The following is a 1,240-nucleotide window of genomic DNA, read 5'->3' as shown; positions in this document are numbered from 1 at the left end:
CCACGGACCAGCCAGACGACCTGACCACCACTCATCGGATATCGCGCGGTCCTGCGCCGATAGTCGTCCCAGTGCTGTCGGGATAGTTGCTCCTTGACGGCCACCGGCCCATGCACGGACTGCACGAGCACGTCAGCCTGCCACGCTTCACCCGTGGACGAAGTGCCTGGTTGCTCGACCCGAGCAGCGTATCCTGCCGCTCGCATCCCGATCGCGAGCTGAGCTTTGGCCATCTGGTGATCGATAGACTCTGGCTCGGTCGAACCACCGTAACCAGCTGCTGCCGCGAAGAACTGTAGACCTCTCGGACTGCGCTTCAACACAGCAGGAACCTGATGCGTTCCGATGAGAAATGTACCCACGGGAAGCTCGCGCCACTGCTTCCAGACCATTGCTGGCACCGCGAAGGATTCGACCTCCTGGCCGGTGGCTGCGATGGTTGCTAGCAATGTCATTACGCCATTGTCGGTCATTCCGAACTGGGGATCCGCGAAGGACGCGCGGGGTGGTGTGTTTCGGCTTGAGATGTGTTTCAAGAACTGACAGCGAGTTCAATCACGAGGTGCCTCCGACTCCAGTGCTCCGGGATGGAAAACAATTCCCGCCTGCATGATGAGGTTGCACGCGTATCCTTTTGATCAGGCCGGTAGTCGAAACAATTAGTTGGCGCGCGGCTCGCTGCGTTAGAATATGTTCGCTCGCTCGCCAGCTGGGCGAAATTTTGCACTTTCGTTTTTTTATTTCAGCAAGCCACAAGGCAGAATGATATGAATGTACATGACGGACACGGGGCGATGTGGTTACCCAACATCAAAAGATCCGTTCACGGTGTATCGTCCGGCAACGCCTTCAATTCCTTCGGCGATTTGCGTGGATCGGAGTCATTGAAATTGCCTTGCATAGTGGTGGTGAGGATGTCCCGGCTTAAGCTGTATATTCCCGACCCTGGCGGCGTTCGCGATATTGAAAGGTTGTCTCGTTTGCTCGACTGGCTCAAGTGTAAGGGTAGCGTCCATGTTCCGGTGCTCCGAGTAGTTTCCCCCGAAAGTAAAAATTTCGGGATACTCGATGGCACACACACCCTGGCTGCTTTGGAGCAGTGTGGCTGCGAGCACATTTGCGTGGCTGTTCCAGTTTCTCAAGCGCAGCTTTTCGCCGAGAACTACAATCCGTATATTCGATGCTTGGGTGCTGGTTTGGCGGGTTAAGACCCAAGATCACTTAATCTGTCTCTTATACA

At 55.4% G+C, this 1,240-nt stretch carries 2 protein-coding genes; one reads left to right on the top strand and one right to left on the bottom strand.

Going from position 1 to position 1,240, the window contains the following annotated elements; genetic code table 11:
- Positions 1 to 473, bottom strand: a 473-nt coding sequence (locus AC066S_RS38855) for a competence protein CoiA family protein (RefSeq protein WP_478271915.1), incomplete at its 3' end; no start/stop codon positions are given.
- A 294-nt stretch (positions 474 to 767) separates the two neighbouring features.
- Between AC066S_RS38855 and AC066S_RS38850 the strand changes: the two genes are divergently transcribed.
- Positions 768 to 1,208: a ParB N-terminal domain-containing protein gene (locus tag AC066S_RS38850; RefSeq protein WP_478271914.1), complete on the top strand. Its 441-nt coding sequence runs from the start codon at positions 768 to 770 to the stop codon at positions 1,206 to 1,208.
- Positions 1,209 to 1,240: the final 32 nt, after the last annotated feature.

Source organism: Bradyrhizobium sp. CFUWI (genome assembly GCF_056429085.1).
The sequence above is the reverse complement of the archived record's forward strand: the minus strand, read 5'-3'. Positions and strand labels throughout refer to the sequence as shown.

Bases quoted from the DNA above. Each gene is read 5' to 3' on its own strand.
- AC066S_RS38850 (WP_478271914.1), top strand. From the start codon at position 768: ATGAATGTACATGACGGACACGGGGCGATGTGGTTACCCAACATCAAA.